21 protein-coding genes are annotated in these 21,034 nt (G+C 59.1%); 18 read left to right on the plus strand and 3 right to left on the minus strand.

Annotated elements, in window-relative coordinates; genetic code table 11:
* Nucleotides 1-771 precede the first annotated feature (771 nt).
* The gene (gene rne / locus AACW87_RS10420; RefSeq protein WP_241324942.1) at nucleotides 772-3,933 is read right to left on the minus strand and encodes a ribonuclease E; all 3,162 of its coding nucleotides are present in this window, start codon (nucleotides 3,931-3,933) and stop codon (nucleotides 772-774) included.
* A 413-nt stretch (nucleotides 3,934-4,346) separates the two neighbouring features.
* Here rne and rluC point away from each other — a divergent pair, with 413 nt between their 5' ends.
* Together rluC and AACW87_RS10430 are read left to right on the plus strand one after the other, a co-directional pair.
* On the plus strand, nucleotides 4,347-5,291 hold the full coding sequence (rluC, locus tag AACW87_RS10425; protein WP_241324943.1) for a 23S rRNA pseudouridine(955/2504/2580) synthase RluC: 945 nt from the start codon (nucleotides 4,347-4,349) through the stop codon (nucleotides 5,289-5,291).
* On the plus strand, nucleotides 5,291-5,938 hold the full coding sequence (locus tag AACW87_RS10430) for an HAD-IA family hydrolase (RefSeq protein ID WP_241324944.1): 648 nt from the start codon (nucleotides 5,291-5,293) through the stop codon (nucleotides 5,936-5,938). Before rluC ends, AACW87_RS10430 begins: the two co-directional genes overlap by 1 nt.
* Nucleotides 5,939-6,016: 78 nt before the next feature.
* Here the strand turns inward: AACW87_RS10430 and AACW87_RS10435 are convergent, their stop codons facing one another.
* Nucleotides 6,017-6,598 carry a Maf family protein gene (locus AACW87_RS10435; protein ID WP_241324945.1) on the minus strand — a complete coding sequence of 194 codons (582 nt, stop codon included), beginning with the start codon at nucleotides 6,596-6,598 and terminating at the stop codon, nucleotides 6,017-6,019.
* A gap of 272 nt (nucleotides 6,599-6,870) precedes the next feature.
* On the opposite strand from AACW87_RS10435, the gene AACW87_RS10440 reads away from it, so the two are divergent.
* The 3 genes from AACW87_RS10440 (at nucleotide 6,871) to AACW87_RS10450 (ending at nucleotide 9,836) form a co-directional block, all read left to right on the plus strand.
* Nucleotides 6,871-8,100, plus strand: coding sequence for an MdtL family multidrug efflux MFS transporter (locus tag AACW87_RS10440; RefSeq protein WP_241324946.1), 1,230 nt, complete (start codon nucleotides 6,871-6,873; stop codon nucleotides 8,098-8,100).
* A 2-nt stretch (nucleotides 8,101-8,102) separates the two neighbouring features.
* On the plus strand, nucleotides 8,103-9,071 hold the full coding sequence (gene yidZ, locus AACW87_RS10445; RefSeq protein ID WP_241324947.1) for an HTH-type transcriptional regulator YidZ: 969 nt from the start codon (nucleotides 8,103-8,105) through the stop codon (nucleotides 9,069-9,071).
* Nucleotides 9,072-9,170: 99 nt separating this feature from the next.
* The gene (locus tag AACW87_RS10450; RefSeq protein WP_241324948.1) at nucleotides 9,171-9,836 is read left to right on the plus strand and encodes an START domain-containing protein; all 666 of its coding nucleotides are present in this window, start codon (nucleotides 9,171-9,173) and stop codon (nucleotides 9,834-9,836) included.
* A gap of 84 nt (nucleotides 9,837-9,920) precedes the next feature.
* Here the strand turns inward: AACW87_RS10450 and AACW87_RS10455 are convergent, their stop codons facing one another.
* Nucleotides 9,921-10,232 (minus strand): hypothetical protein, encoded by a 312-nt coding sequence (locus tag AACW87_RS10455; RefSeq protein ID WP_241324949.1) that lies wholly within the window; start codon nucleotides 10,230-10,232, stop codon nucleotides 9,921-9,923.
* Nucleotides 10,233-10,287: 55 nt separating this feature from the next.
* On the opposite strand from AACW87_RS10455, the gene AACW87_RS10460 reads away from it, so the two are divergent.
* The 13 genes from AACW87_RS10460 to holB all read left to right on the plus strand — a co-directional run bounded on the left by AACW87_RS10460 (nucleotide 10,288) and on the right by holB (nucleotide 21,019).
* Nucleotides 10,288-10,686, plus strand: a complete 399-nt coding sequence (locus AACW87_RS10460) for a hypothetical protein (RefSeq protein WP_241324950.1) — start codon at nucleotides 10,288-10,290, stop codon at nucleotides 10,684-10,686.
* A 716-nt stretch (nucleotides 10,687-11,402) separates the two neighbouring features.
* Entirely contained in the window at nucleotides 11,403-11,924 is a 522-nt protein-coding gene (gene yceD / locus AACW87_RS10465; RefSeq protein WP_241324951.1) for a 23S rRNA accumulation protein YceD, read from the plus strand.
* 19 nt (nucleotides 11,925-11,943) lie between these two features.
* Nucleotides 11,944-12,111 carry a 50S ribosomal protein L32 gene (rpmF, locus tag AACW87_RS10470; RefSeq protein ID WP_005311492.1) on the plus strand — a complete coding sequence of 56 codons (168 nt, stop codon included), beginning with the start codon at nucleotides 11,944-11,946 and terminating at the stop codon, nucleotides 12,109-12,111.
* Nucleotides 12,112-12,120: 9 nt separating this feature from the next.
* Complete coding sequence (gene plsX, locus AACW87_RS10475) at nucleotides 12,121-13,140, plus strand: phosphate acyltransferase PlsX (protein ID WP_241324952.1); 1,020 nt, start codon at nucleotides 12,121-12,123, stop codon at nucleotides 13,138-13,140.
* Nucleotides 13,141-13,147: 7 nt separating this feature from the next.
* Entirely contained in the window at nucleotides 13,148-14,107 is a 960-nt protein-coding gene (locus AACW87_RS10480; protein ID WP_043555695.1) for a beta-ketoacyl-ACP synthase III, read from the plus strand.
* A 72-nt stretch (nucleotides 14,108-14,179) separates the two neighbouring features.
* A complete protein-coding gene (gene fabD / locus AACW87_RS10485) occupies nucleotides 14,180-15,115 on the plus strand; it encodes an ACP S-malonyltransferase (protein WP_042866378.1) in 936 nt (311 codons plus the stop codon).
* A 13-nt stretch (nucleotides 15,116-15,128) separates the two neighbouring features.
* Nucleotides 15,129-15,863, plus strand: coding sequence for a 3-oxoacyl-ACP reductase FabG (gene fabG, locus AACW87_RS10490; protein WP_043555697.1), 735 nt, complete (start codon nucleotides 15,129-15,131; stop codon nucleotides 15,861-15,863).
* 157 nt (nucleotides 15,864-16,020) lie between these two features.
* A complete protein-coding gene (acpP, locus tag AACW87_RS10495) occupies nucleotides 16,021-16,257 on the plus strand; it encodes an acyl carrier protein (protein ID WP_005300909.1) in 237 nt (78 codons plus the stop codon).
* A gap of 81 nt (nucleotides 16,258-16,338) precedes the next feature.
* Complete coding sequence (gene fabF / locus AACW87_RS10500; protein ID WP_241324953.1) at nucleotides 16,339-17,580, plus strand: beta-ketoacyl-ACP synthase II; 1,242 nt, start codon at nucleotides 16,339-16,341, stop codon at nucleotides 17,578-17,580.
* A gap of 20 nt (nucleotides 17,581-17,600) precedes the next feature.
* On the plus strand, nucleotides 17,601-18,455 hold the full coding sequence (gene pabC / locus AACW87_RS10505; RefSeq protein ID WP_241324954.1) for an aminodeoxychorismate lyase: 855 nt from the start codon (nucleotides 17,601-17,603) through the stop codon (nucleotides 18,453-18,455).
* Nucleotides 18,445-19,446, plus strand: a complete 1,002-nt coding sequence (gene mltG / locus AACW87_RS10510; protein WP_043555702.1) for an endolytic transglycosylase MltG — start codon at nucleotides 18,445-18,447, stop codon at nucleotides 19,444-19,446. The genes pabC and mltG overlap by 11 nt, the downstream gene beginning before the upstream one ends.
* Nucleotides 19,446-20,087, plus strand: a complete 642-nt coding sequence (gene tmk / locus AACW87_RS10515) for a dTMP kinase (protein WP_103470764.1) — start codon at nucleotides 19,446-19,448, stop codon at nucleotides 20,085-20,087. The genes mltG and tmk overlap by 1 nt, the downstream gene beginning before the upstream one ends.
* Nucleotides 20,072-21,019 (plus strand): DNA polymerase III subunit delta', encoded by a 948-nt coding sequence (gene holB, locus AACW87_RS10520; RefSeq protein ID WP_241278753.1) that lies wholly within the window; start codon nucleotides 20,072-20,074, stop codon nucleotides 21,017-21,019. The genes tmk and holB overlap by 16 nt, the downstream gene beginning before the upstream one ends.
* Nucleotides 21,020-21,034 lie beyond the last annotated feature (15 nt).

Consider the following 21,034-nt stretch of genomic DNA (forward strand, 5'->3'; position numbering starts at 1 on the left):
GCTCAGCCCCGTTTTTTGGCTGGGAGAGTGCAGATCATCTGGCCCGGGCTGACGGGCAGGAAAAGAGTCGATGACTTGCTTCTGATGCTGCTGACTCTTTATATGCCATCAAACTTGTAATGTTAAACACATAGCAACATAGATTGAGCGAAGTGAATAATCCAGCCTACTCAACGACTGTCTACAGCAATAGGGACGTCAAACCCGGACGCTCCTATGCTGCGCTGTGTGCCATCCGTTGCAAGACATAAGGTCTTGCTCAGTGTTTGATAGGGATTGAAGCGGGGAGCCAAGAGGGCGAAAAGGCGCAACCTCTCATTCTGTTGTCTGTGCTTGGCGCTGCGCGCGGGAGCGTTGTCACCTGGGGCAAGCCGAGCTGATGGGGTAACCTCCAGGCCAGGGTACTATTGACGGATACCGTCACAGGGCATGGACAACAAGTCTGACGGGCACACAGGGTGACTCATAAGCGGCAGGGGGATAAAGGATGAGATCTTGGCTTGGGTCACCAGTGGCTCTGATGTGGCAGCGAGAGGGGTAACCAGGCGTTGCAGCTTATTGGGCCGTACAGAGGGCGACTCTCTTCTTGCATTGGCGGACGTGCGAGGAGAAGGAGTGACTCTGGTGTGACAGAGTGCTTGATGCGACAAGAGAAAAGCGATGGGGGAAGGCTGGGAGTCAGTGACTCGGTTCACACCCGAGCCCAAACGGAAGATAAAAAAAGAGCCACGCAGTGTGTGGCTCTTTTCCATCAGGCTAGCTGGCTGGCAATCAAGGACGACCAGCCGGGCTGGTTGCCATGTTGACAGCAGCCGTGCTGCCACCATGACGGCCAGAGCTTGTCACGTCATTGCGCACCAGCGGTGCCTGCTCGACAGGTGCCTGCGCAGGCAGGGCGGGTGCCGCAGCCGGCGTTGCCATCGGGGCAGAAGCCTTGCGGGCACCGGCCAGCAGACCGGCGCCTTTCTTGGCCTGGTTGACCACGGGCGCAGCGACGGCAGCGGGTGCTACCGGCTCGGCCTGGGCAACAACAACGGCTGCAACTGGCTCGGCGACCACGGCAGCAACAGGTTCAGCAACCTGGGGTGCTGGTTCAGCTGCAGGTGCGGCCTCCACGACAACGGGTGCAACAACCTCGGCAGCCGCCTCGATGACAGGGGCCACAGTCGCAACGACGTCGTCAGCAGGTGCGACAACGACGCTCGCTTCGGCAACCACAGCTGTGGCCACCACGTCTGCGACAACCGGCTCGGCAGCCACAACAGGGGCAGCTTCAACCTGGGCTTCGGTCACGACGGGGGCGGCAATCGCCACGGCTTCGGCTTGCTCACGGGCTTCCTCGGCAACGGCTTCCACCACCACATGCTCGGTCAGTGCAGCAGAGGCTTGTACGGCGGCGGCAATGGCTTCGGCGCTCGGGATCGTGATGACGGGCACAGCCGGCTCTTCCACTTTCACCTGAGCCGCATCAGCCTGGGCTGCCGTGGTCAGGATAGGGGTGTCTGCTTGCTGCTCTTCATCATCGCGCTGACTGCGGGCATCTTCGTTGATGCGCTTGCGACGTTGACCTTCGATACGCTGGCTGCGCGGCGTACGACGGGAACGACGCTGGCCGTCGGCCTGTTCGTCACTCTGTTCCACTGTGTCAGCGGCATCGGCCACGGCAGCAACCGGCTCATCAGTCGGCTGGGCAGCAGGGTTGCTGGCCGGGACATCGGCACGGATCTGCTTGCGCAGTTGACGACGTTCGCGGCGCTCGGCGACTTTCTGCTCTTTTTCCTGCTGGGGCTCGGCACTGACGACGGCAGTTTCAACGGTTTCTACCGCTTCAACGACCAGCTCGGCACGGGGCTCACGCGGTGCACGGGGCTCACGAGCCGGACGCGGGGCGCGCGGTTCGCGTTCCTGACGAGGTTCGCGGGGCTCACGTTCCATGCGCTGTTCAGTGCGCACTTCACCGCGGGCTTCACGTTCCTGACGGGGCTCACGCTCTTGACGCGGTTCGCGTTCTTTACGCGGACGACGATTGCGGTTCTCACCACCCTCGCGATTGGCCGCGCCTTCGCGCTTCTCGCCGGCTTCCGCCGTGTTGCGGTTGCTGCGGTTGTCGTCGCGACGGGGACGCTGGCCACGGCCACGGTTTTCATCACGCTGGTGACGATGACCTTCATCCTTGCGCGCTTCCCGCGGCGCAGCCGGTTTCTCGGCAGGAGCCTTCACGTCGGCAGGGGCGGTGTCGGAACCGAACAAGCCGGAGATGGCCTTGAACAGCTTGCCAAACAGACCCGCTTCGGCGGCAACCTGTGGCTGTGCCGCGACGGGCGCAGGCGCAGCCGGTTGAGGAGCCTGGACGAAGCCTTGCAGCAGCGGTTGCTCGCGTTCGATCACCTGAGCCTGCTTCGGCTGGTAGACCGGCTTGGCAATCTCGGTTTTCAGCTCGTAGCTGGCCGCTTCCGGGATCTCGTTCTGACGAATGCGGGTCACTTCGTAGTGCGGGGTTTCCAGATGCTGGTTCGGAATGATGTACAGACGTACTTCATTACGCTGTTCCAGACTGGCGATGGAGGCGCGCTTCTCGTTGAGCAGATAGGCGGCAACATCGACCGGCACCTGAGCATGAACCTGCTCGGTGTTGTCCTTCATGGCCTCTTCTTCGATGAGACGCAGGATGGACAAGGCCAGTGATTCGTTGTCACGGATGACCCCTTGACCCTGGCAACGGGGGCAGATGTGGCTGCTGGACTCGTTGAGGGAGGGACGCAGACGCTGGCGAGACATCTCCAGCAGACCGAAACGGGAGATCCGGCCCAGCTGGATGCGGGCGCGGTCCTGATGCACGGCTTCACGCAGACGGTTTTCCACTTCGCGTTGATGGCGAACCGGCGTCATGTCGATGAAGTCGATGACGATCAGCCCCCCCAGGTCGCGCAGACGCAATTGACGGGCAATCTCGTCGGCCGCTTCCAGGTTGGTTTGCAGCGCCGTCTCTTCGATATCGCCGCCCTTGGTGGCGCGGGAGGAGTTGATATCGATGGAGGTCAGTGCTTCGGTCGGGTCTATGACTATGCTGCCGCCGGAGGGCAGGCGCACTTCGCGCTGGAAGGCCGACTCGATTTGGCTCTCAATCTGGAAGTGGTTGAACAGGGCAACTTCACCCTTGTACAGCTTCACGCGGTTGAGGAAATCGGGACGAACCAGCTCGATGTGAGCACGGGCACGTTCAAAGATGACAGGGTCGTCGATCAGGATCTCGCCGACATCGCGACGCAGGTAGTCACGAATGGCGCGCACGATCACGTTGCTTTCCTGGTGGATAAGCACGGGAGCGGTACGGTCCTGTGACGCCTTGTGGATGGAGTCCCAGTGGTTGAGCAGAACGTTGAGATCCCATTCCAGCTCTTCCGGGGATTTGCCCACACCGGCGGTACGCACGATGAGGCCCATGCCGTCCGGCACTGTCAGGCCGCTCAGGGCTTCTTTCAGTTCTGTCCGTTCATCACCCTCGATGCGGCGGGAGATACCACCGGCACGGGGGTTGTTCGGCATCAGCACCAGGTAGCTGCCGGCCAGGCTGATAAAGGTGGTGAGGGCTGCACCCTTGGTGCCACGCTCTTCCTTATCGATCTGGACGATGACTTCCTGGCCTTCGCGGACCACTTCTTTGATGTTGGGACGACCCTGATAGGAGTAACCGGAGGGGAAGTAATTGCGGGCGATCTCCTTCAATGGCAGGAAACCGTGACGCTCGGCGCCATAGTCGACAAAAGCAGCTTCGAGACTGGGTTCTACGCGGGTGATTTTACCCTTGTAGATGTTCGCTTTTTTCTGCTCGTGTCCCGGACTTTCAATATCCAAATCGTAGAGCTGTTGTCCGTCAACCAGCGCTACGCGCAACTCCTCTTCCTGAGTCGCGTTGATTAGCATTCTTTTCATTGAGTTCTCGTTATTTTGTCATTTTGATTTCCTCCACAGGATCCTGCCGGCGCCGGCCTCGGGTCTTCAGCATACTTGGGCAACCTCCCGGTTGGGGTATGCATGAGGCGCAAACTAAGGGCGCTCTGGTTCGGCCTTCTCGAGAAGGCATGAATTAAGGATGCCGGTGTGGAGACAAATAATCGGTTCTGTTTGTGTTCTCCATGCGCTGTACCTCGCACCCGGGAACCGTCATGTTCTTGTATACACGGTGTTTCGGGATTGGGTGGCATAAATTTTGGCCACTTAGTACAAGGCTTGAACACAATGACAAAACCTTGTTTATTATCCCATTTAAACCACTTTTATAGCAAGGCGCCATTTTTCAACAAAGCATGCAGCCAAGGGCCGCCGGCGGTGTTAAAATCCGCGCCATGACACAGATACAACAACAAGTGCAGCTGCTCACCATCGAAGCTGAGCATGAAGGGCAGCGCATCGACAATTTTCTCAAGACTCAGCTAAAGGGCGTCCCCAAGAGCCTGATTTATCGCATCCTTCGAAAAGGGGAAGTGCGCGTCAACAAAAAGCGCATCAAACCGGAATACAAACTTTGCCCAGGCGACGAGGTGCGGGTTCCTCCCGTGCGGGTTGCCGAGAAAAACGAACTGCCCTCGGCCAACCTCGGCAGCATCCAGCGTCTGGAGAGCCAGATCCTGTTTGAAGATGACGCCATGATAGTGCTCAACAAACCGTCCGGCATGGCCGTGCACGGTGGCAGCGGCTTGAGCTTCGGCGTCATCGAGGGGCTGCGCGCCCTGCGCCCGGATGCCCGCTTCCTGGAGCTGGTACACAGGCTGGATCGCGATACCTCAGGCGTACTGCTGGTTGCCAAGAAGCGCAGCGCCCTGCGCAGCCTGCACGAGCAACTGCGAGTCAAGACCATGCGCAAACAGTATCTGGCGCTGGTGCGCGGCCAATGGCAGGCACACGTCAAGGTGGTCAATGCGCCGCTGCGCAAGAACGATCTGCAATCCGGTGAACGCGTGGTGCGGGTCAGCAGTGACGGCAAGCCATCGGAAACTCGTTTCCGCATCGCCCGTCAATTTGCCGAGGCCACCCTGGTCGAGTGCAGCCCGATCACCGGCCGTACCCACCAGATCCGGGTGCATACCCAGCATGCCGGTCATCCCATCGCCTGTGATGACAAGTATGGGGAAGCGGCCTTTGACGAGAAAATGCGCAGCCAAGGGCTGAAACGGCTGTTTTTGCATGCCTGGAAGCTGAGCTTTACCCATCCGGTCGACGGTCGCGAGATGCAGGTGGAAGCCCCGCTCGCGCCTGAACTCGACAACTTCCTGAACAAGCTGGCTCGCTGATGAAGGCGGTCCGACTCGCCATTTTCGACTGGGACGGTACCCTGATGGACTCGGTGGGCCGGATTGTCGCCTGCGTCGCGGGGGCGGCTCGCGATTGCGGCGAGCCTGTGCCCACTGCGATAGAGACGCATCAGATCATAGGGCTCAGCCTGGAGGTCGGCATTCCACAACTGTTTGCGCTGGCGCCGGGGGGCGAGCGGGCCAACGCCCTGATCGCTCGTTACCGTCACCATTATGTGCATGACGCCACGCCTAGCCCGCTGTTTGTCGGGGCGAGCGAGCTGCTGCACCACTGGCACGGGCAGGGGATAGCGCTGGCGGTGGCCACCGGCAAGTCGCGCCGCGGCCTGGATCGGGTGCTGGATGATACCGGACTGCGGCCGCTGTTTGCCGCCACCCGTGGTGCGGACGAGGCCAACTCCAAACCCGATCCCCTGATGCTGACGCAAATTCTGGATGAGCTGGGCTTGGCTGCGCACCAGGCGGTGATGATTGGCGACTCCATCCACGACATGGCGATGGCAGAGGCGCTGGCCATGCCGCGGATCGGGGTGAGCTGGGGCGTGCATGACAAGCGCCGGTTGCAGGCACATGGTCCGCTTGCCGTTGTCGATACCATGGATGAGCTCAAGCGGTTGCTGGGTTAGCCTTGCTACATGTCTGATGAAGAGATGACAAAACGGGAGCCAAGGCTCCCGTTTTTCATTGCTGGCATGTCGCTCCCGTCAGGGCAGGGCGAGGCCATGGCGCGCCAGCAGCTCGATCAGGCCGATCAGCGGCAGGCCGATCAGGGCGTTGGGATCGCGCCCCTCCAGCCCCTTGAACAGCACTATCCCCATGCCTTCACATTTGAAACTGCCCGCGCAATCGAGGGGCAGCTCAGCCTCGACATAGCGGCGAAGGGTTGCCTCATCCAGGGTGCGAAAGTGCACGGTGAAAGGCTCCACCAGCTGCTCGGCCCGGCCGCTGGCGGCATCCAGTACGCACAGGCCGGTATGGAAGGTGACGCTGCGGCCTTGCGCGGCCATCAGTTGTGCCACTGCTTTTTCCACAGTACCCGGTTTGCCCAGGATCTGGCCGTCGCAGACACACACCTGATCGGACCCTATGATCAGTCCCTGATCAAACCGGTCGGCAATGGCGCTTGCCTTGGCAAGGGCCAACCGCGCCACCAGCGCCTCGGCCGGTTCGCCGGGCAGGGGAGACTCATCCACCTCGGGGGCCGCGCATTCAAAAGGAAGCGCGAGCTTTTCCAGCAGGGCTTTGCGATAACGGGAAGTGGAGGCGAGGATCAGCTGTGTTGGCATTGTGATGTCCTGGTTCGATGCGGTCAGGCGCCGATGGTATCGCCGCGCCGTGAGCCGGGCAAATACCTGATGGGATTTTCGTATTTGGCATGATCTGCTGGTATCCCGGATTCATTCCGTGTGGCCGCAGTGCGAAGGGCGTGCGATTGCCCCCGGTTTCCAGATTGGAAAGTGTCGCTATCGACTCATTCATCGGCCTCTTCCCTATAGTGGCAGGCTTATCCGACTGTCATGCCCTGGGTGGGCGACAGTCCCCTGCTGCTGGAGTTGTCATGCGTCCCTACCTTGTTTGCTGTTTCTTGATGATCACCCTCTACCCGGTGGGCATAGATCTCTATCTGGTCGCGCTCCCCCAGATAGGAGTCGCGCTGGAGGCCAGTGCGGCGCAGTTGCATACCGCGTTTTCAGCCTATCTGTTTGGCATGGCCGCTACCGTGCTGGCGGGCGGGCTGCTGGCCGACCGATATGGCCGCAAGCCGGTGATCCTGGGGGGCGCCATCATCTTTGTGCTGGCCTCGCTGGCTGCCGGCAGTGCCGACTCGATCACGGCATTTCTGCTGGGTCGCATCGGTCAGGGGATAGGGGCCGGCACCCTCTACATCATGACCTTTACCGTGCTGCGGGATGTGCTGGCGCCGGCCAGGCTGGCGGCTGTCCTGTCGATGATCAACGGTGTCATCTGCGTGATCCCCGTGCTGGCGCCGCTGCTCGGTTATCTGATCCTGGCCCGCTTCGACTGGCCTGCCATCTTCCAGGCCATGGCCCTGCTCGGCGCCGTGGTGGCGCTGGTGACCCTGCTCTGGCTGCGGGAAACCCGCCCAGGGGAGGGGAGACAGACCGTTTCCCATTCTGCCGAACGCCTTGGATTTTTGCGCACGAGACAGTATCTGTGGATGTGCGGCCTGACCAGTACCGGCATGACCTGCATCCTGACCTATGTCAGTACCTCACCCATGATATTGATGACGGGGATGGGGCTGGATACCGCAGGTTACGCCGAGATCATGATGGCGATGGCCGCGATCAGCATGATCACCTCTTTTCTCAATCCCGTGCTGATCCGCCGGTGGGGCAAGGAGAGGGTGCTGGCCTGGGCCCACGGCGCCTTGGGGGTGGCACTCTTGTTGCTGCTGGCCTCCCGGCAGGAGGCACTGTTGATGGCGCTGGCCCATGATGGTTCCTCGCCGTTGTGGGCGCTCTGGCTGATCCGTCTTGGCTTTGCCTTCGTTTGCATCGGTTTTTCCGCCAGCTTCGGCATCGCGATGGGCGAGGCCCTCGCCAGTTGCGAGCACCAGATCGCCCTGGCCAGTGCGACTCTGTGCATCATTCAGATAGCCAGCTCGGCGCTCTATATCTGGCTGATGGGCTGGCTTGGTCTGGCGCCCCTCCTGTTGCTGGCTTATTCGCTCCTTCTCGCCGTGCTACTCTATCTCGCCTTTCGCATCATGGGGCCTATGGCCGACCAGGTGCCCTGCGATCCCCAGTCCGTGGAGAAAATCTGATCATGCGCCCCCTGGTCGAACTCGATCTCAATCTGTTGGTGGTCTTCAGGCTGTTGTTGCAAGAGCGCAGCGCGACCAAGGCGGCCAAGCGGCTCAATGTCACGGCGCCGACGGTCAGCAAGGCGCTGGCTCGCCTGCGCGACTGGTTTGACGATCCGCTCTTTATCCGTACGCAGCGGGGACTGGAGCCCACCAACCTGTCGCTGAGTCTGGAAGAGGAGCTCAAGGAGTGGTTTCAGCTGTCGGGCAACATAGCCTCCCTCTGCGGCAACGCGATTCCGGAAGGGGCAGCCTTCAGACTGGTGCTGGAGTCCCCCTTTTACATCAGCTTTCTCAACAGCCTGCCCATGGTCATCTACGAGAAGTACCGCAAGTCGACCATCAAGGTGATGAATTGGGATCACCACTCCCTCAGCGACATCATCAATGGCGATGCCGATCTCGGTTTCTGTGCTCGCGAGACGCACCCTAGCTCCTTGGCCCGGGTCAACCGCCTGCCTTATTACATCGATCACGAGGTGTTGTTCGAAGACAGACCCGTGGTGTTTCTGCGCAAGGATCACCCCCTGCTGGCCCGCAAGTGGAGCCTGGACAATTTTCTCGCCTACCCCCATGTGAGCGTGGTGTGGGAGGCCAGCGATGCCTGGGCGCTCGACAGCCTGCTCGATGATGAGGGACTCAGCCGGCGGGTGCCGATCCGGGTCTCCAGCTTCGAGCAGGCGCTGCACATTGCCGCCCAATCCGCCCACGAGCTGATAGCGGTCGTGCCGTCCTATTGCGCCAGCTATGCCAGCTTGCATCACGACAGCCTGATCTCCTTGCCACTGCCGCTGGAAGAAACACTGTATCGACAGCTCGACATCGCCTTTATCCTGCTCTGGCACAAGCGCAACAACTACAACACCAAGGTGCTTTGGCTGCGAGACGAGATAAAGCGGCTCTATCACGAACACATGGGGGAGCCCGGCTAGCCACCATCTGCCCGGGACATGTCGGCCCGCCAGCAGACAGACCGCCCTGCCAGCCGAAAAGCGGCTATAAGCATAAGCAGGATCAGGCGAGGGCATCAGATGACGAGACATGGAATATGGCTGCTGTGGCTGCTCTGTTTGCCGGCATGGGGACAAGGGTGGCAACTGCAGACGGGGGAGGCCGGCATCTTGTTATGGACCCGCGCCCACCCACCGGGGACATTTCTGGCCCTGCGCCTGGAAATGAACGTAGCGGCGCCCCCATCCGCCCTGCTGGCCGTGCTGCGCGATACCGCCCGTCATCAGGAGTGGCTGCCCCAGAGCCTGGAGGTGCGCGTGCTGGCAAAGCCGGCGCCCGATGAAGATCTGGTGTATACCCGCTTGTCAGCTCCCTGGCCGGTGCAGGAACGAGAGCTGATCACTCATTCCCGCCTGCGGCGCAATGCCGATTGCAGCCTGCAACTGACGGTATGGGCGGCGCCCGATGCACTGCCACCCCATCCGGGGCGAGTGCGGATCCGGGCCAGTGAAGGGCGCTGGGAGGCATTGCCACAACTGAACGGCACCACCCTGGTGCGTCTTGAAACCTACACCAACCCGGGCGACAGCCTGCCGAGCTGGCTCGTCAATCCGATTGCCACCCAGGCGGCGCTGGACAGCTTTCGAGCCATTCGCCGGCTGATGGAAGCCGTGCCACCCCAACCTTGCGCGTGTGCGCGGCAACACTCTGCTGGCAAGTGGCATTCATGCCAGGTTCTTCCTTGAGGTGTGCCCTTGATGGGTATTCTCCAGGCTTAAGCCTGGGCGTCTTTAAATATGATCTTTATCAAGAGACTTGCCTGTGTCTTTTCACTGCCAGACCATCAGGATAAATAGTAAGTCGCTCATATCTAGGTCATGAAAAACAGTATATAGCGCCAACCCCATGATATTTATCATACTTCGTTCATTTCCCATCTTTATCTGCATTGTGGCAGACAAGTATTTGTCAGTTGTTTTGACCGGGGAGGGAATATCACGCATGAATAAATCATTTTCGTTAATTTCCAGTTCAGGTTTTAACACCCTTTTTACCTTATCGTCATTTCTGGCGCCAATATCTCCATCCGTTAAAACCGAATGAAGAGCCAATGGCAAGGAGGCTAATATAGCGATCCTCAAGAAACAGGATCTTTCTTGCCGTGCTAGTCACCATCTGACCATATAAGGATATATCATGAAAAAATTACCTATATTTGCGGCCCTGCTGTGCTTGTCACTGGGCACTATGGGCGTCATGGCGGCTGATGAGGTGCAGCCTGCGGCCGCTCCGGCGGCGATGGACGCGCTCAGTGCCGCGGCTGCGCAGACGCCAAGAGACTTTGTGAGCCTGACGCTGATGAATCAGAGTTCCCGTGCCAGCGCCTATATTGAAATCATAGGAGAGGGCATTTATGACACCAGAGATGTTCCGGCGGGAGGCTCCACCTTTATATCTTATCCTCGGGGGACCTATATCAGTACCCTGCGCGCCACCGATGGGGCAACAGGTTATGCCCATTGTGCCCCGGTTCTGCTGGATGCGAGTAAAACGTCATTCATGAACCTTGAAACCCACTCTTGTTATACCCAGTGATGGGTATTGATGACATGTCATGCGCCAGCACTGCTGGCGTATTTAATCTAGGGGGGAGCTTCCCGATAAGCCATGACATGTAATCAGAACAGTTGATATAACATATTCCCCATCGCAGTCATATGAGGGAGTTACTTCTATTTCCTCTTCACCAAATATTGACTCTGCCCTTGCTGACCGTGATAACGCCCTTGTTTTAAGAAGGCTCAATATCGTTAATCGGTGGCTGGATATAAGAGGCTGCTGGTAACTACAGGGGGACGTGAATGAAAGACGGTCATGACTTGGCATGAAAAAGCATCTGTGAACCGGCATCCTCTCGCAGTATCGGTGCCTCGGTCGATCGCAGGGGGTTGGAGTGAAGTGGCTGAGTTGGTACGCTGCCGCCAGATAAACATGGCCAGTGGTCAGCAGACATTGCCCGCAGATTGCCGCGGCGGATGAAGGGGGCGGGGCCCTGTGGCGGTCATTTGACAACAAGACTTCGGATTACGCATTCCTGAGGCGGCAACAGAGACAAGGTCAGCGAGACCGCGGCACACTCGATATGTGCCGAATGCAGGCAGGATCCTGTGTAGGATCCTCAGGTTTATGGCATAATCAGCCACCGATGAGAACAAGTCCCGGCATCTCAGGGACTTGTATGGTTAAAATCATCGGCGGTAAGGACTTTTTCCTTTGACTATCAGTTGTTGGACCTATAATATTCGCGCCCTATGCAAAAGGTGAAGTTGCCCGTTAAGGTTGATCCAGTCCGTAATGCCTTGAAGCTGCTCGACTATGTCGGGATAGTGGAAAAGTCGCAGATGCCCAGGCTGGAGGCATCAACCGCAGGCTTGCAGAGTGATGTCGACGTATCACTGCACTTTGGCAAAGATGTCCAGAAGTTGACCGTTATGAAAGGCACTGCCCATGCCAAGGTCGACCTGGTTTGCCAGCGTTGTGGAGATACATTCGAACACCTTTGTGAAGCTGATTTTATCTACACTCCGCTGTTTGAAAAAACAAACGAGGAAGAACTGCCGGAAGCTTATGAGCCCATTGAGTTGGACGAAAACGGCGAGATAGATCTTCATCAAATCCTGGAGGATGAACTCATCCTCTCGTTGCCTCAGGTGGCGATGCATCCGATGGATGCTTGCCCGCGCGGTAACATGGAGATGACTTGGGGTGATATCAAACCTGCTGATGAGCGGCCGAATCCCTTTGCAGTTCTTGAAGAGCTTAAACGTAAGTGAATCTAGGAGTTAGCCTACAATGGCCGTACAACAGAACCGTAAAACCCGTGCCAAGCGTGGCATGCGTCGTTCACACGATGCGCTGACCAGTGCAGCTCTGACTGTTGATCAGACCAGTGGTGAAATTCATCGTCGTCACCACGTGACTGCCGATGGTTTCTACCGCGGTAAAAAGGTAATCGCTTAAGGATTGCCTTTGTCTACGCAAACTGTCGCGCTAGACATAATGGGGGGAGATATTGGCCCCTCGGAAACAGTGCCTGCCGCCGTGCAGGCACTGTCTCTTTTGCCCCAGTTAAAACTGATCCTGGTCGGTGATCAGCACCAGACTATCTCCTTGTTGCAGCAACATGGCTTGCTGACTCATCCTCGCGTTCGTTTCGTACATGCATCCCAGGTGGTTGGCATGGGCGACAAGCCGATCGTGGCGCTGCGTACCCTGAAAGACTCCTCCATGCGGGTTGTGCTCAATCTGGTGAAAGCCGGTGAGGCCGATGCCTGCGTCAGTGCCGGCAATACCGGTGCCCTGATGGCCATGGCCAAGTGCGTGCTCAAATCCCTGCCCGGTGTCGACAGACCCGCGCTCATCAAGGCGCTGCCGACCTTGAGTGGCAAGCGTACCGTGATGCTGGATCTGGGGGCGAACGTGAGCTGCGATGCCGACACCCTGCTGCAATTTGCGGTGATGGGCTCAGTGGTGGCCGAGAAGGTGGAAGGCATCGCCTTTCCCCGGGTCGCCTTGCTCAACGTGGGGGAGGAGGAGATCAAGGGCAACGATCTGGTGCGTCACAGCGCAGAGCTGCTGCGTCAGTGCAGCGCGCTCAATTTCGTCGGCTTCGTCGAGGGGGATCGCATCTTCAGCGGCGAGTGCGACGTGATTGTCTGCGACGGTTTTGTCGGCAACGTCGCCCTCAAGACGGCGGAAGGTGTGGTACGGATGATGGCCCAACTGGCCGGATATCCCCGCAAGAAACGCAGTTTTCTTGGCCGTATCGCCGGATTTATGTTCAAACGACGTTTTTCTTACCTGAACCCCGACCAGTATAACGGCGCAAGTCTGTTAGGATTGCGCGGCATTGTGGTAAAAAGCCATGGGCGGGCCGAACGGCGCGCTCTGTGTAATGCGATCCTGCTGGCCGCACAAGAGGCCAAGCATCAACTTCCATTGCAAATAGCAGATCGCCTTGAATCTGTCTTTTCCGACAGGGATCTATAAGAACTCTATGCATAGCAAAATTCTGGGTACTGGCAGTTATCTGCCGAGTTCAGTGCGTACCAACGCCGATCTCGAGCAAATGGTTGAAACCAGTGATGAGTGGATCGTGGAACGTACCGGGATCCGTGAACGCCGTATTGCCGGTGCCGACGAAACCGTCGCCACCTTGTCTCACCAGGCCGCCCTGCGCGCCCTGGATGCTGCGGGTCTGACCGCAGCCGATCTCGACATGATAGTGCTGGCCACCACCAGCGCCGAGAACGCCTTCCCGGCCGCCGCCTGCGAGCTGCAGGGGCTGCTCGGCGTGCCCGGCATCCCCGCATTTGATGTGGCGGCCGCCTGCGCCGGTTTCACCTACGCACTCTCCATCGCCGATCAGTTCGTCAAATCCGGCGCCGCCCGCCATGTGCTGGTCGTCGGTGCCGATGTGCTGTCCCGCATGTGCGATCCGCAAGATCGCGGCACCATCATCATTTTCGGGGATGGTGCCGGCGCCGTAGTGGTTGGTGCCAGCGAGACGCCAGGGATACTGTCGACTCATCTCCATGCCGATGGCCGTTATGGCGATCTGCTCAAGCTGCCACACCCTCGTCGTGGCATGCCGGGCGCCGAACTCGAAGCCTACATGTATATGAAGGGCAACGATGTGTTCAAGGTAGCGGTAACCCGCCTGAGCGAGCTGGTGACCGAAACCCTGGCCGCAGCCGGTGTCGAGCCGAGCGAGCTCGACTGGCTGGTGCCGCATCAGGCCAACTTCCGCATCATCAGCGCGACCGCCAAGAAGCTCGGCATGAGCCTTGACAAGGTGGTGCTGACCCTCGACAAGCACGGCAATACCTCTGCCGCCTCCGTGCCCATCGCCTTCGATGAAGGGGTGCGCGACGGCCGGATCAAACCGGGTCAGCTGGTGCTGCTGGAGGCCTTCGGCGGTGGTTTTGCCTGGGGCTCGGCGCTGGTTCGCCTCTGATCTTCAGCGGGATGGGGCCCTGCGCCATCCCGCGACCGATTTCGTTTTCGTCTTACCTTAAAGGAATCAATGATGACCCAATTTGCCATTGCCTTCCCGGGACAAGGCTCCCAAACCGTCGGCATGCTGGCCGAGCTGGCCGAGCAGCACGCCGTGATCAAGGAAACCTTCGCCGAGGCGAGCCAGGTGCTGGGTTATGACCTGTTTGCCCTGGTGATGGATGGTCCGGTTGAAGATCTGAACAAGACCTGGCGTACCCAGCCGGCGCTGCTGACCGCCTCCGTCGCGCTCTGGCGTCTGTGGCAACAGCAGGGTGGGGCAACCCCCGCCGTCATGGCCGGTCACAGCCTGGGGGAATATTCCGCCCTGGTGTGCAGCGGTGCCCTGGCCTTTGGCGACGCGGTCAAACTGGTTGAACTGCGTGGTCTGGCCATGCAGGAAGCGGTACCGGAAGGCACAGGTGCCATGGCCGCCATCATAGGTCTGGACAACGAGGCCATCGCCGCCAACTGCGAAAAAGCGGCGCAAGGTCAGGTCGTGTCCCCGGTCAACTTCAACTCCCCGGGCCAGGTGGTGATCGCCGGTCACAAGGAAGCGGTTGAGCGCGCCAACGTCTTGATGAAAGAGTCTGGTGCCAAGCGTGCGCTGCCGTTGCCGGTCTCCGTACCCTCCCACTGCGCTCTGATGAAACCGGCGGCAGAAAAACTGGCGGCTGCGCTGGACGGGATCGAGATCAAGGTTCCAACCATCGCAGTCATCAATAATGTCGACGTGTCCTGTGAACAGGATCCGGCCGCCATCAAGCAGGCCCTGGTGCGTCAGCTGTTCAGTCCGGTCCGTTGGTCCGAGACGGTGGAGCGGATGGCCAATGAGGGTGTCACCCTCGAGATCGAGATGGGGCCGGGCAAGGTATTGACCGGGCTGGCCAAGCGCATTGACAAGCGCGTGGAAGGCATTCACGCCAACGATGCTGCCTCTTTCGAGCTGGCGCTGGCCCAGTCCAAGTAAACAGGAGCAGATCATGAGTTTTACCGATAAGGTTGTGTTGGTGACAGGTGCCAGTCGTGGCATCGGCCGGGCGATTGCCGAAACATTTGCGGCCCGTGGCGCAAAAGTCGTCGGCACTGCGACCAGCGAGAGCGGCGCAGAGGCGATCAGCGCCTATCTGGGCGAGCAGGGTTGCGGCATGGCACTGAACGTGACCAGTCCGGAATCCATCGAAACTGTCTTTGCGGCCATCAAGGCACGCTTTGGCGAGATCGACATCCTGATCAACAATGCCGGCATCACCCGCGACAACCTGTTGATGCGCATGAAAGATGATGAGTGGAATGAAATCATCGACACCAATCTCACCTCACTGTACCGTCTGAGCAAGCCGGTATTGCGTGCCATGATGAAGAAGCGTCATGGCCGGATCATCAGCATAGGCTCAGTGGTCGGTACCATGGGCAATGCGGGCCAGGTCAACTATGCCGCCGCCAAGGCGGGTCTGGTTGGCTTTACCAAATCGTTGGCACGGGAAGTGGCATCCCGTGGTATCACAGTGAATGCGGTTGCGCCCGGTTTCATCGAGACCGACATGACCCGTGCCCTGAATGACGATCAACGTGCCGGCATCATGAATCAGGTGCCTGCCGCCCGTTTGGGCGATCCAAAAGAAATTGCCGCAGCTGTGGTATTCTTGGCGTCTGATGACGCCGCCTATATCACTGGCGAAACCCTGCATGTTAATGGCGGGATGTACATGGTGTAATCAATTTGTCGTGAGATCTGTTCAAATTTGCGATAGTACGCCGAAGTTTGGCGAATTTCGTGGTTTGACCAGCGGCAAGCTACTTGCAAACTCACGTCAATTGAATAAACTACCCCAACCAGACGCAATAGCGTATTTTTAAAGGAAAATTCAGGTCATGAGCAACATCGAAGAACGCGTAAAGAAAATCATCATCGAACAACTGGGTGTTAAAGAGGAAGACGTTAAAAACGCTGCCTCCTTCGTCGACGACCTGGGCGCTGACTCTTTGGATACCGTTGAACTGGTAATGGCGCTGGAAGAAGAATTCGATACCGAAATTCCTGATGAAGAAGCCGAGAAGATCACCACTGTTCAAGCGGCTATCGATTACATCACCGCTAATCAGGAATAAGTTCCTGTTCTGAAAGAAGCGGCCCAAGGGCCGCTTCTTTTATGTTTACCCCTTTCAAAATAGCTCTCGGAGACTAGCTCAGTGTCAAAACGCAGAGTCGTGGTGACCGGCCTGGGGATGCTTTCCCCGGTGGGCAACACTGCCGAATCCAGCTGGCAAGCCCTGCTCAACGGGCAGAGCGGCATTTCTCCCATCGAACACTTTGATGCCAGCGAGTTTGCGACCCGTTTCGCAGGCCAGGTCAAAGAGTTTGATCCCGAACAGTACGGCATCAACCGCAAAGAAGCCCGCAAGATGGATCCCTTCATCCAGTACGGCGTGGCGGCGGGGATCCAGGCACTGGATGACTCGGGTCTGGTGATCAACGAAGAGAACGCAGAACGGGTTGGCGTGGCCATAGGTTCCGGCATCGGCGGTCTGGGTCTGATCGAACAGAACCACAGCAGCCTGATCAACGGTGGCCCGCGCAAGCTGAGCCCCTTCTTCGTACCGTCCACCATCATCAATATGGTGTCCGGTCATCTCTCCATCATGAAGGGACTACAAGGCCCCAACATAGCCGTGACCACAGCCTGTACCACGGGTACCCATGCCATCGGCATGGCCGGCCGCATGATCGCCTACGGTGATGCGGACGTGATGGTGGCCGGTGGTACCGAGAAAGCCTCCACCCCGATGGGGATGGGCGGTTTTGCTGCGGCCAAGGCGCTCTCTACCCGCAACGACGAGCCGCAAAAGGCAAGCCGTCCGTGGGACAAGGATCGCGACGGTTTTGTGCTGGGTGATGGCGCCGGTGTGCTGGTACTGGAAGAGTACGAACACGCCAGGGCCCGCGGCGCCAAGATCTATGCCGAGCTGGTTGGCTTTGGCATGAGTGGCGATGCCTATCACATGACGGCACCGCCCGCTGACGGCAACGGTGGCGCGCGCGCCATGAAGAACGCCATCAAGGATGCCGGCATTGCCCCCGAGCAGATTGGTTACATCAATGCTCACGGCACCTCTACCCCGCTGGGGGATGTGGCCGAGCTGCGCGGCATGAAGCAGGTGTTTGGCGAGCATGCCAGCGCCCTGATGATCAGCTCCACCAAGTCCATGACCGGCCATCTGCTGGGTGCGGCTGGTGCGATCGAAGCCATCATCACAGTGCTGGCGCTGCGTGATCAGATGGCACCGCCCACCATCAATCTGGACAACCCGGATGAAGAGTGTGATCTGGATCTGGTGCCTCACGTGGCCAAGGCCGGCCACTTTGAGTATGCCCTCTCCAATTCCTTCGGTTTTGGTGGCACCAATGGCTCACTGATCTTCAAACGCGTATAATTCGCCCCAGGGCGGACAGTATGGGCCCGATACGTCAGTATCGGGCCTTTTTTATCGGAGGGATCCTTTTGCTTATCAATGGAATGCAGACAGATGCTGTGTCCGCTAGGGATCGTGGGCTGGCCTATGGGGATGGTCATTTCACCACCATGCTGATCAAGCATGGTCAGGTTGTCTGGTGGCCGGCCCATCTGGCGCGCCTGCAGCAGGCCAGTGCCAGACTCGGGTTTGCCGAGATGGACTGGTCAACCCTGACCCGCGAGGTGGCGCAGCTTGCCGCTGGCCAGACGCAGGCTGTCGCCAAGGTGATGCTGACCCGTGGTACTGGTGGTCGAGGCTATGACGGCAGCGGCTGCCAGACGCCGACCCGGATCGTCTCCCTTGCCGATTATCCGAGCCACTATCTGGGCTGGCAGCAAAACGGGATTCCACTGCTGGTTTGTCAACAACGGCTCGGTGATGCCCCCATGCTGGCCGGACTCAAGACCCTGAACCGGTTGGAGCAGGTGTTGCTGAAAAGCGAACTTGCGGCGCGTTCGGGAGTCGAAGGTATAGTCTTGAACAGTCGCGGATTTCTGGTAGAAGGTGTCAGTGCCAATCTGTTTTGGCGCCGTGGCAAGACGGTGTTTACACCGGATCTTTCTCACTGCGGTGTTGATGGCATCATGCGGCGACACGTGATGGGGATGCTAAAACAGATGAGTATTGAACTGCGTGTCGTGGAGGCTCCACTGGAGTCACTGTGGCAGGCCGAAGAGGTATGGCTGACCAATACCCTGATGGGCATAGTGCCGGTGAGCGGCATCGGGGATACCCAGTATCCCAGCCCGGTATTGATCCGCCGTTTACAGGAGCGTTTGGTCATTGAAGTTTAATCGGCTTTACACCCTGCTCGCGGGCGCGGCACTGACAGTTGCCGTGGCCGGGGGCTATGTACATTACAAATGGCAGCAGGTGGAGACGCTCACCAACAAGGGGCCGACGCGTCTCTTTACCGTCGAGAAGGGAGCCCACGCGGCGCGTTTGATCGCCGAGCTGGGGGAGGGGGAATCCAGCCCCTGGGCGGTGCGACTCTGGCTGCGAGGCCATCCCGAGCTGGTTGCCATCAAGTCGGGCACCTATGAAATCAAGGAAGGGGCGCCACTCAAGGAGACCCTCTCCCTGTTCGCCTCCGGCAAGGAGTTTCACTTCAGCCTCACCTTCGTCGAGGGTTCCCGTTTCGAGGATTGGCTGAAGCAGCTCTCCGGCGCGCCCTATCTGGAGCGGCTGACAGTGGAGCAATCTGAAGCCGACCTGGCCCAGGAGCTCGGCATCGACAATGGCAAGCTGGAGGGCTGGTTCCTGCCGGAGACCTACGCCTATACCACCCATGCCAGCGATATCTCGATCCTGCGTCGTGCCTATCAGGACATGAGAGCTTTCCTGCAACAGAGCTGGGACAATCGCCAGGCCAATCTGCCCTACAAGACCCCTTATGAGGCGCTGATCATGGCCTCCATTATCGAAAAAGAGACGGGTCAGCCAGACGAGCGGGCGCAGATCGCCTCGGTGTTCGTCAACCGCCTGCGTCTTGGCATGAAGCTGCAGACAGATCCCACCGTCATCTATGGGGTCAAGGATCGTTATGATGGCAATATCCGCCGCAGCGATCTGACGGACGTGAATCCGTACAACACCTATGTGATAGACGGCCTGCCGCCCACGCCCATCGCCATGCCGGGCAAGGCCTCCATCGAAGCGGCGCTCAACCCCAAGTCGACCGACTATCTCTATTTTGTCGCCAAGGGGGGCGGTGCCCACTATTTCTCCAAGACCCTCGATGAACACAATCGGGCGGTTCGCGAATACATATTGAAGAAGCCCTAATGTCTAAATTTATTGTGATTGAAGGACTGGAAGGGGCAGGGAAGAGCTCCGCGGTGCGTTATGTCACCGATTATCTGCAACGCCACGGCATAGACCAGATCGAATGCACCCGTGAGCCCGGGGGAACCCCGCTGGCCGAGCGGATGCGTGCCATCGTCAAAGAGGTGCACGACGAGCGCCTCACCATAGAAGCCGAGTTGCTGCTGATGTATGCCTCCCGGGTGCAACTGGTCGAAACCCGGATCAAACCGGCACTGGCTGAGGGTCGCTGGGTGGTGGGGGATCGTCACGATCTCTCCTCCCAGGCCTATCAGGGCGGCGGGCGTGGCATAGATGCGGGGCTCATCGGCGCCATCAAGCAGGCGGTGCTCGGTGACTTCAAGCCGGATCTCACCCTCTATCTCGATATCGATCCTGCCCTTGGTTTGCAGCGTGCCCGTCATCGCGGCGAGCTGGACAGGATCGAGCTGGAGCAGCTCAGCTTCTTCGAGCGCACTCGCAGCCGTTATCTCGAACTGGCCGCCATGGATGATTCCATCCGGGTGATCGATGCCGGACAAACCCCGGATCAGGTCAAGGCCGCCATCGAGGCTGCACTGGACCACTACCTGTCGAACGAGCACTTATGTATCCCTGGTTGATCCCGGATTGGCATGCCCTGAGTCAGACGGCCCAGGCCGGCCGGCTTGGCCATGCCTGGCTGCTGCTCGGCGATCCCGGTCTTGGCAAGGAGCAGCTTGCAGAACGATTGGCGCGCTTGCACCTCTGCCAGCAACCGGATCGCGGAGAGCCCTGTGGCCAGTGCCACTCCTGCCAACTGTTTGACAAGGGTCATCACCCGGATCTCGGCACCCTGCCTGCTGACAGCAAGACCATAGGGGTCGAGGCTATTCGCGAGATCTGTGCTCGCTTGCAGAACTCGGCCCAGCTCGGCCGGGGCAAGGTGGTGATCATCCCGGATGCGGAGCGCATGACGGAGTCAGCCGCCAACGCCTTGCTGAAAACCCTGGAGGAGCCAGCCGGCGACAGTCTCTTGTTGCTGATCGCCTCCCAGGTTTCCCGTCTGTTGCCCACCATTTTGAGTCGCTGCCACAAGCACGTCTGCCAGTTGCCGACGGAAGGGGAGACGGTTCGCTGGCTGGCCGAGCAGGGTCATCAGGCCACATTGGCCCAGGTGCGGATCTGTCAGGGTGCCCCGCTGCGGGTGCTGCGCTACATCGACGAGCAGCAGGACGGCAAACGCCGGGAGTTGCTGGAGAGTTTCGTCTCCCTGTCACAGACCCCGACCCGGGCCACCCATGTCTGCAGCCAGCTGGCGGATGAAACCCAGGTCAGACTGCACTGGTTGCAGCTGTTCTTGTGCGATGCACTCAAGACTCAGGCCGGCTGTGGTCATCATCAGCTGGCGATGCCGGATCTGGCGGCCCTCAGCCAGCAGTTGGCCGAAGGCAACTCCAGCGAAAAATTGCTGGAGGCGGAGCAGCAGCTCGTGGCGCTCAAGGCTGCCTGCCAACCTGGCCAGCTCTCCAATCCCACCATTCATCTGATGAACTGGCTCAGCCGCTGGCTATAACACTGACAAGACGCA

The sequence above is a fragment of the Aeromonas sp. MR7 genome, from assembly GCF_963899385.1.
In the GTDB taxonomy this organism is placed as follows: domain Bacteria; phylum Pseudomonadota; class Gammaproteobacteria; order Enterobacterales; family Aeromonadaceae; genus Aeromonas; species Aeromonas bestiarum.

What these genes read in the sequence shown, in the direction of transcription:
- rne (WP_241324942.1), bottom strand. Translation starts at nt 3,933, where the DNA reads ATGAAAAGAATGCTAATCAACGCGACTCAGGAAGAGGAGTTGCGCGTA.
- rluC (WP_241324943.1), top strand. Translation starts at nt 4,347, where the DNA reads ATGACACAGATACAACAACAAGTGCAGCTGCTCACCATCGAAGCTGAG.
- AACW87_RS10430 (WP_241324944.1), top strand. Translation starts at nt 5,291, where the DNA reads ATGAAGGCGGTCCGACTCGCCATTTTCGACTGGGACGGTACCCTGATG.
- AACW87_RS10435 (WP_241324945.1), bottom strand. Translation starts at nt 6,598, where the DNA reads ATGCCAACACAGCTGATCCTCGCCTCCACTTCCCGTTATCGCAAAGCC.
- AACW87_RS10440 (WP_241324946.1), top strand. Translation starts at nt 6,871, where the DNA reads ATGCGTCCCTACCTTGTTTGCTGTTTCTTGATGATCACCCTCTACCCG.
- yidZ (WP_241324947.1), top strand. Translation starts at nt 8,103, where the DNA reads ATGCGCCCCCTGGTCGAACTCGATCTCAATCTGTTGGTGGTCTTCAGG.
- AACW87_RS10450 (WP_241324948.1), top strand. Translation starts at nt 9,171, where the DNA reads ATGACGAGACATGGAATATGGCTGCTGTGGCTGCTCTGTTTGCCGGCA.
- AACW87_RS10460 (WP_241324950.1), top strand. Translation starts at nt 10,288, where the DNA reads ATGAAAAAATTACCTATATTTGCGGCCCTGCTGTGCTTGTCACTGGGC.
- yceD (WP_241324951.1), top strand. Translation starts at nt 11,403, where the DNA reads ATGCAAAAGGTGAAGTTGCCCGTTAAGGTTGATCCAGTCCGTAATGCC.
- rpmF (WP_005311492.1), top strand. Translation starts at nt 11,944, where the DNA reads ATGGCCGTACAACAGAACCGTAAAACCCGTGCCAAGCGTGGCATGCGT.
- AACW87_RS10480 (WP_043555695.1), top strand. Translation starts at nt 13,148, where the DNA reads ATGCATAGCAAAATTCTGGGTACTGGCAGTTATCTGCCGAGTTCAGTG.
- fabD (WP_042866378.1), top strand. Translation starts at nt 14,180, where the DNA reads ATGACCCAATTTGCCATTGCCTTCCCGGGACAAGGCTCCCAAACCGTC.
- fabG (WP_043555697.1), top strand. Translation starts at nt 15,129, where the DNA reads ATGAGTTTTACCGATAAGGTTGTGTTGGTGACAGGTGCCAGTCGTGGC.
- acpP (WP_005300909.1), top strand. Translation starts at nt 16,021, where the DNA reads ATGAGCAACATCGAAGAACGCGTAAAGAAAATCATCATCGAACAACTG.
- pabC (WP_241324954.1), top strand. Translation starts at nt 17,601, where the DNA reads ATGGGCCCGATACGTCAGTATCGGGCCTTTTTTATCGGAGGGATCCTT.
- tmk (WP_103470764.1), top strand. Translation starts at nt 19,446, where the DNA reads ATGTCTAAATTTATTGTGATTGAAGGACTGGAAGGGGCAGGGAAGAGC.
- holB (WP_241278753.1), top strand. Translation starts at nt 20,072, where the DNA reads ATGTATCCCTGGTTGATCCCGGATTGGCATGCCCTGAGTCAGACGGCC.